Annotated in this window: 9 protein-coding genes, 1 tRNA gene and 2 pseudogenes; 4 read left to right on the top strand and 8 right to left on the bottom strand. The window is 27.7% G+C overall.

Translation table 4 applies throughout. The features are described from left to right. Positions 1–212 (bottom strand): annotated as a pseudogene (locus T395_RS0103055) (IS1634 family transposase); the annotation flags it as partial. Positions 213–739: 527 nt separating this feature from the next. On the opposite strand from T395_RS0103055, the gene T395_RS0103045 reads away from it, so the two are divergent. Next, positions 740–1,357 (top strand): hypothetical protein, encoded by a 618-nt coding sequence (locus tag T395_RS0103045; RefSeq protein WP_029513007.1) that lies wholly within the window; start codon positions 740–742, stop codon positions 1,355–1,357. A gap of 156 nt (positions 1,358–1,513) precedes the next feature. Then, complete coding sequence (locus T395_RS0103040) at positions 1,514–2,164, top strand: hypothetical protein (protein ID WP_029513006.1); 651 nt, start codon at positions 1,514–1,516, stop codon at positions 2,162–2,164. A 59-nt stretch (positions 2,165–2,223) separates the two neighbouring features. Here T395_RS0103040 and T395_RS0103035 read toward each other — a convergent pair. From T395_RS0103035 to tapR, 3 genes are all read right to left on the bottom strand, one after another. Beyond that, positions 2,224–2,297: transfer RNA gene (locus T395_RS0103035), tRNA-Thr, on the bottom strand. 20 nt (positions 2,298–2,317) lie between these two features. Beyond that, on the bottom strand, positions 2,318–3,553 hold the full coding sequence (tyrS, locus tag T395_RS0103030) for a tyrosine--tRNA ligase (RefSeq protein ID WP_029513005.1): 1,236 nt from the start codon (positions 3,551–3,553) through the stop codon (positions 2,318–2,320). Position 3,554: 1 nt separating this feature from the next. Beyond that, a complete protein-coding gene (tapR, locus tag T395_RS03555; protein ID WP_051617850.1) occupies positions 3,555–4,190 on the bottom strand; it encodes a TyrS-associated PheT N-terminal domain-related protein TapR in 636 nt (211 codons plus the stop codon). A gap of 47 nt (positions 4,191–4,237) precedes the next feature. On the opposite strand from tapR, the gene T395_RS0103020 reads away from it, so the two are divergent. Continuing rightward, a complete protein-coding gene (locus T395_RS0103020; protein WP_029513003.1) occupies positions 4,238–5,131 on the top strand; it encodes a DegV family protein in 894 nt (297 codons plus the stop codon). Between the two features lie 63 nt (positions 5,132–5,194). Here T395_RS0103020 and rplS read toward each other — a convergent pair whose 3' ends face one another. The 3 genes from rplS to rpsP are packed head-to-tail and all read right to left on the bottom strand — an operon-like array spanning position 5,195 to position 6,495. Then, positions 5,195–5,545, bottom strand: a complete 351-nt coding sequence (rplS, locus tag T395_RS0103015; protein WP_029513002.1) for a 50S ribosomal protein L19 — start codon at positions 5,543–5,545, stop codon at positions 5,195–5,197. After that, a complete protein-coding gene (gene trmD / locus T395_RS0103010) occupies positions 5,535–6,218 on the bottom strand; it encodes a tRNA (guanosine(37)-N1)-methyltransferase TrmD (RefSeq protein WP_029513001.1) in 684 nt (227 codons plus the stop codon). Before trmD ends, rplS begins: the two co-directional genes overlap by 11 nt. Before the next feature lie 13 nt (positions 6,219–6,231). Further along, positions 6,232–6,495, bottom strand: coding sequence for a 30S ribosomal protein S16 (rpsP, locus tag T395_RS0103005; protein ID WP_029513000.1), 264 nt, complete (start codon positions 6,493–6,495; stop codon positions 6,232–6,234). Positions 6,496–6,617: 122 nt separating this feature from the next. Between rpsP and T395_RS0103000 the strand changes: the two genes are divergently transcribed. Then, on the top strand, positions 6,618–7,433 hold the full coding sequence (locus T395_RS0103000; protein ID WP_029512999.1) for an LlaMI family restriction endonuclease: 816 nt from the start codon (positions 6,618–6,620) through the stop codon (positions 7,431–7,433). Between the two features lie 40 nt (positions 7,434–7,473). Here T395_RS0103000 and T395_RS0102995 read toward each other — a convergent pair. After that, positions 7,474–7,776: pseudogene (locus T395_RS0102995) on the bottom strand (IS1634 family transposase); the annotation flags it as partial.

Genomic DNA, 7,776 nt, shown 5'->3' with positions numbered 1-7,776 from the left:
GGTTTTGATAGCGGTATGTCTTTAATAAGCATTTTGATTTTTTCAATTGAATTTTTTTGATATTTTTCAAAGTCATGTTCATAACCAATGCCAAATCTTACTTCGTAGCCTGTACCTTTGGGTTTTCTATAACCAACCTGAATATATTTACCTGATTTTTGGTTTGAAACACATAATATTCATTTTCTTTTATCTTCTTTTTTGGTTTTCATAACTGTATTATACCATACTTTACCTAGTAAATTACTAGTTTTTTTACATATTTATTTATAAATATGTATGTGTAAAAAAAGCATAAAAAAACCCGCAAGTGGGAAATGCGGGAATTAAACAAAATATATAAAGATTTTTCATTTGTTATAGAATATCTATCATTGTAATTAAAAATAACAAAAAAACGAAAGCGCCTTATTTATAGGTGTTTTCGTTTTTTAGCCCTTTTTAACTTGGAAACTCAGGATGAATTAACAGATAGTGCTCAAAAAATTGATGCATTATTAGACGAAATCAAAAAAGAATTTGTTGAAGAACATAAAAAAGAAGAAACTAAGGAATAATTAATTTTAAAAGCAGGCTATTTGGCTTGCTTTTTTAATGACAAATTTGGGTAATGTGGAAAAAAGAAATATTTTTCCATATTTTTTGACGCTTTGAATACCGTCTTTTTTTTTTTTTTTTGCACTACAATGAAGATAAGTACTAAAAGTACAAAAAATATAAACAAAGAAAGAGAGTGAATATGAATGATTTAAATCTTCAAGATTTGCAAAGTGCACACTATAAAGAAAGCCACAAAGAAAGACAAAGAGCAATCGAAAAAGAAAAAAGACGTATTAAAGTAATGTTCAACAAAATTTCCTCAGTTTATGAACTTATTAATAGAGCAAAAAATATATTAAACAACAAAATTATAAAATTGTTGATTATTATAACGATTGCTTTACTTATATTAGGTGCGTCTTTATGTGGAATAATGGCTTCTTCAGGTCAACTATTCCCTAAAGGTATTCTTATTTCATCTATTGTTTTTATACCTATGATGATAATGCTAATTATTATTCCAATTTTAATTAACAATTTTGAGAAAAACGCATATAGTTGTTTATCACAATTAATTGATTACTTAACCCAACTACTAAATACTTTAAACAACTATCAATTTGCTGATGATGAAAATATTCAATTAGTCATAAATAACATTAAGGATTTAATAACCCCTACATTAGTGAATGGAAAAAACAAGTTCCGAATTTATAAAAATAAAAATTACATTCTTAATAGCTTAGTTACATTACAAGAAAAAGTTGAAACAATGGAAAACAGAGTAAAAGCTGATTATTCAGAAATCGAAGAATAAACAAAAACGCTCTTGTGGAAAAAAGAAAATTTTTTCCACATTTTTTATTACTTTTGAAGGCGTCTTTTTTTTTTTTTTTTGTGGTTTAAAATGAAGTTAAGCACAACGAGCATTTTGTCAAAATAACTTGTTTAAAGCATTAAAAGGAAAAATATTATGAGTGATTTAGAAAATTCAACAAAAGACAAAAAGAAGAAAAAAGAAATTATAGATAAAAATTATGCAGGTAGCAAATTATCAATCAAAGAAGCTAAATTAACTATAAGAAACTCAATAGAAACATTTATTAAAACAAGACTAGTCTATTGAGGCTTAATAGCAACATCGATTGTATTTTTATTTGTTTGTATGCCAGAAGTAGTAATTTTAACACGTGCGGTGGCATATGTTGATTACAATGCTTATGGGGAAATGATCAAAGTGTATAAAGTTGAAACTTCAGGTATAGTTATTTCTACTGTATTTCTGGCTATTATTGCTGGTTGTTTTGTGGGTTCAGCCTTCCAATTAATTAATCCATATTTTAAAAATCTTAAGAAATTAGATAAATTATTTACAAAAGCTGGTTATTTAATCAAAGACATTAAGAATGAATTAATTAACACAAATATAGCTAATGATCAACACATACAACTATTTGAAGATATTCAAGAACAATACACTGAAATAGAAAAAATCTTTTTAGACAACACAAAATACGGAACATATAAGAAAAAAGATTTTATTCTTGAAAAAATGTGAAAACTATATGACAATATAGCATTTCTATTAGACTTAGTTGAAAATAAACTTCTTGTTGCAGAATAATGCTTCTTTCCTAAGTAAAGATAAAACAAAAAACTCAGCTCTAACTGAGTTTTTTCATATGGTGCCAAATACGAGAATCGAACTCGTGTTGGCTGATTACGAGTCAGCTGTTCTACCACTAAACTAATTTGGCATTTTAGCCTATTTTATAGGCTAAATAGTTTTGATTAAAATTGTTTGTTTTTTACCTTTTCTGAAAAAGGCATATTTATTTTCATATCTTTGTGGAATATATTTTGTATCTAAATCAATTGTTTGATCATCTAATTTTAAAGCGTTGGTTTGAATAAATTCTCTTGCCTCTCGTTTTGAAGAAATCACATTTTGTTCAATTAAACTTTCAACTAAATTTGTATCTTGAGCAATTTCAACAACTGGTAAGTATTGTTCCATTGAAACCAACTCTTTCAAGGTTAATGAACTCAAATCAAAATTCTTATCAAATAAAACCTTGGTTATATTTATTGTAATATTTGCTTCGTCTTGGCCAAAAATATCTTTAACAACTTCAAAAGCTAAGGTTTTTTGAGCTAAATGTTCTTTTGGATTAACATAATGTTTAGCAATAATATTATCAATTTCACTTAAAGGTAAAAAAGTTAATCACTTCAATAATTTTTCAACCATTACATCAGATTGATTTAATAAATATTGATACATATTGTAAGGCGATGATAATTTTTTATCTAATCAAAGAGAGCCCCCACCTGTAGATTTACCTATTTTATTGCCGTTTTCGTCAGTTAATAAACCTAAAGTTATAGCTACAGCTTTATGATCTTTTCCTTCGACTTTTTCAATCATATCAAGACCGGTAATGATATTTCCTCATTGGTCGCTGCCACCAACTTGAACACAAACATTATTTTTTTTGTATAAAGTTAAGAAATCATAACCTTGTAATAATTGGTAAGAAAACTCTGTAAATGACAAGCCTCTCTCAATTCTTTTAATAACCGATTCTTTATTCAACATATATGAAACATTAACTAATTTGCCAGCATCTCTTAAGAACTCTAAAACGTTCATGTTTTTGTAAAAATCATAGTTATCAATTACATCTAAACCATTGCTTGCCAATTGATGCATAATGTTTTGTTTGTTAGCTAAGACAGTTTGATTGTCTAATAAAACTCTTTCACTATCTTTAAATGAAGGGTCACCAATCATTCCAGTTGCGCCACCAACTAAACCATAAACTTTAAAGCCATATTGTTTGAATCTTTTTAAAGTTGCAATTAAAATGTAATTACCTAAATGAAGGCTTTTAGCACTTGGATCAAATCCGCCATAAACAGCTATTTCATTGGGATTTAAGGTTAAGAATTTTTCTTTATTGCTAATATCTTTTAAGATATTTCTAGCAATTAAATCATCTAATATTGTCATATTATTCTCCTAAAAACCTTTCGATTAATTCTTTAACACCTTTGCCTCAAAATTGTTCGCTAATTTCTTCTTGATTAATAAAATTAATAAATCTATCAAAATATTCTTGACTTGATTCTTTAGTAAAGCCTAAAGTTGTTGGACTAGCAAGCATACCTTGACTTTTTTCGTTTAATAATGAACCTTCAAGAATTTCATCACCTTTAGCTGTCATTGTGCCTGGCAAAGCAAAAACAAAGAACATATTTTCTAATGTGTAAGTTGTATTAGTAATAATTTGTAAAACTTTGTCTTTGAAATCAACTGTTAAAATTGCTAATTTTTCGCTTTTTGGATGTTGAGCTCTTTTGACTATTTTGCCTAATTCATAGTAATTTTGGTGATTAATTTTCACTTGGGGAAATTCATTGATAATCTCTGCTCCAATTGTTGAAACTAAATCATTGTCAAGCAAGCCATAATTAGCATTTAAATCAAGCTCTTTAAAATAATTTATTAATTTAACTTGATTGTTTTTATCTACTAAAAGACTGAATTTGCCATTTTTGGCTTTTAATTCTTTTGTTGGTTTAATTCTTGTGTCAACAAATAACATTGTTGTGTCTTTAAATTTGTCATTTACTTTAAAAAATATCATGGACTTATTATAAGTCATTTTTTACCATCTTGTATATAATGATTAATATGAAATATGCAATAGTAGTTGATTCTTCTTGTGGATTAACCAAAGAAGAAGCGAAAAAATTAGGTTGATATTACTTGCCATTGCACATTGTAATTGATGGTAAAGAATATGAAGATGGAATTGATATCACAGGAGAAAATTTATTTAATTATTACACAACTAAAGTTGATGCTAAAACTTCAGCAGTTAACTTTGGTGAAGCTGAAGAATTATTTGATAAATTAAGCAAAGAATATGATCAAGTATTTGTTTATACAATTTCAAAATATTTATCAGGCACTTGCCAATCATTAACTGTTTTAGCAAAAAATTACCCTAATATAAGAGTTATTCAATCAAAACAAATTGTTCATTTAATTAGTTTAGATTTGCTTTGATTACAAAACCAAATTGCCAAAGATGAAAGCAAAATTAACGAATACATTGATTGAATTGAAAATGAAGGTTTTAGAAGATCAATAACTTTAATACCAAAACACAACAAATATTTAGTTAAAGGCGGCAGATTACATCCAACAGCTGCTATTGTGGCTAGAATGTTAAGTATTGTGCCATTAATTGCTTTTGCTGATGGTCAATTAACCAAGGAAGGTATTGGCAGAGTTTATAAAAAAGCAGTTGTTAAAAACATTGAAAGTAAAGGCCAATTTAAAAAAGCAAACCCTGACAATGAACTTATAACATGTTATTTACACTCTGGAGCAAATGACGAAGAAAAAGAATTGTTTACTCAAACATTCATTGATACATTTGGCGAAAAACCATTTATTAAATACATTGCTCCTGTTGTGGCTATTCACACAGGGCCTGAATCTTATGTTGGAATTGTGCTTGAACTTGACAAAGAAACTAAAGAAACCTTTAGCAAGTATCTAGATTCAATTAAATATTAAAATAATGAAAAAGCTACCAAATTTTGGTAGCTTTTTAACTTGCTTGGCAAATAAACAACATTATTAACGTTTGATTTCTTTAAGTCTTGCTGCTTTACCACTACGATTTTTCATGTAGTAAAGTTTAGCACGACGAACTTTATTTGAACGAACAACTTCAATTTGAGCAATAAGAGGTGAGTGTAATGGGAAAGTTCTATTAACACCAACACCGAATGAAACTTTTCTAACTGTGAATGTTTCACGGGTTCCTGATTCTTTTTTACTGATTACTAAACCTTCGAAAATTTGGATACGTTCTTTTTCACCTTCACGAATACGAACGTGAACTTTAACATTGTCACCTACACGGAATTCTGGGTGATCTGTACGTAATTGGCTTGATTCTACTAATTCAATTAATTTATTTCTCATAATCTGTACCTTTCAATAAATCTGGACGATTTTTCTTTGTTTTCGCTAATTTTGCTTCTCTTTTTCATTGTTCAATTTTGGCATGGTTGCCACTGAATAAAACTTCTGGGACTTTCATACCTTTATATTCTCTTGGGCGAGTATATTGTGGATAGTCTAATAAACCATCATTTTGAAATGAATCATTTTGATGACTAAGTTCATTAATAACACCTGGAACCAAACGAATTATTGAATCCGCCATAACCATAGAAGGTAATTCTCCGCCTGTTAACACATAATCTCCAATAGATAATTCCATATCAACTAAATCAACCACTCTTTCATCAAAGCCTTCATATCTACCTGAAATAAAGGTTATTTGATCTTTAGTAGCTAATTCATTAGCTATAGCTTGTGTTAAGGTTTTGCCTTGGGGAGAAACTAAAATTTTATAGCCCCCACGGTTCGGTAATGATTCTAAAGCTAAATCTATTGGTTCAACTTGAAGTAATAATCCATGTCCACCACCATAGATTTCGTCATCAACTTTATGGTGTTTGTCTTTTGAAAATTCTCTAAAATCAACAACGTTAATTTCAATTAAATTTTTATTAACAGCCTTATTGATAATTGATTCATCCACAAATGGTTTAAAGTAATTTGGAAAAAGAGTTAAAAAATTGATTTTCATCTACAAAAGGTTATTATTTTGAATTTTTGTTTTGTTGGAATTTAGCATTTAAACCATGTTTTCTAAATAAGTTGTAAACTGTATCAGTAAGTTGAGCACCATTATTGATTCATTTTTGAGTTGCTTCTTCATTTAAATAAAATTCTTTGCTTCTTGGGTTGTATTGACCTAAAGCTTCAACAAATCTACCATCACGTGGTGCATGTGAATCTGCAGCAACGATTTTGTAGCAAGCGTTGAATTTGCTTCCTAATCTTTTTAATCTAATTTTTACCATAGATATCTCCTTATTTTTTGTTATTTACTGTCAAGCAATAGTGCTTGACACCAAGCAATTTGCTTTTACATTATAATATATTTAAAAATTTAATTAAAAAATAAATTAATATAATTTAATTGATGTTTAAAAGTGAAAATAAAGAAATTTTAATTGAAATTTTCAATAAAAATATTAGAGGTAAAAAAGCTAATGTTTTAAAAATAAATATGCGTCATGATGGAAAGTTTGGACATTGGTTGGAACAACAGTTTGGAATTAAACCTAATAGCATTGCGGGAGCTGACATACTTGGTTATGAACTAAAAGACTTTAATCCGGAAGTTATTACTTTTGGTGATTGATCAGCCAATGAATATATTTATACCAATCCAGAATTCAAACATATTTTTTCATTTAAAACAAAACATGAAAATCAAGATCTTTTTTGTATGCTATTTGGCAAGGCAAACAAATTAAAGAATAATCGCTATGCTTGATCAGGCGAATGTTGCCCAAAAATAAATGTTTATAACTCTTTTGGTCAAATTATGAAAATAACTAAAGAAAAAGATATTGTTGTTGAATATTCGTATAAGGAAGATAAAAGGCCCAACATGTTAGAAATAATTCCAAAAGAGTTTCAAAAAATTGAAAATATTGTTTTAGCAAGGTGATATGGTAAAAAAATAAATCATCCAAAACACAAAACATTAGAAGAAAAGATAGATTCAAAATTTAATCAAAAGGGTTGGTTTACTTGTATAAAAAATGAAGAGGGTTTTTATGAAAAAATTTGTTTTGGAAAGCCTTTTGATTTCGATTATTGAATTGAGCAAATAAATAAAAATATTGTTTATTTTGATAGCGGAATGCATCAAAAAAATCCTCGTCCTTATTCACAATGACGTGGAAAAACTAAATTTTGGAATGCTCTTCCCGCATTTCCCACTTGCTAGTATAAAAAGGAAAATATCCGTTTTAGCGGATATTGCTTTTTTAATTTTTAATCATTTCTAAAACTTTTCTGATTAGTTCATAATCATTTCAACTATCATTTAAGCTTTTGTCTTTAATATCAAAAACTTTAACTGTTTTTTGATTAAATTTTTCTTCAACTTCTATAACATCATTAATTATCTGAATTAATCTAGTTTCTGTGAATTTATCTTTGCCAATTAATCCAGTTAAATCATTAATTTTGAAAACTAAAAATTTCATTAAAACTAAATTTAAGAAACAAATACATATATAACCTGTTATGTGCTTTCAAGTTGACAAATACATTGGTCTAAGATTTAA

Origin of the sequence: Mycoplasmopsis iners ATCC 19705, from assembly GCF_000701805.1 — a bacterium.
Taxonomy (GTDB): Bacteria; Bacillota_I; Bacilli_A; order Mycoplasmatales; family Metamycoplasmataceae; genus Mycoplasmopsis; species Mycoplasmopsis iners.
The sequence above is the reverse complement of the archived record's forward strand: the minus strand, read 5'-3'. Positions and strand labels throughout refer to the sequence as shown.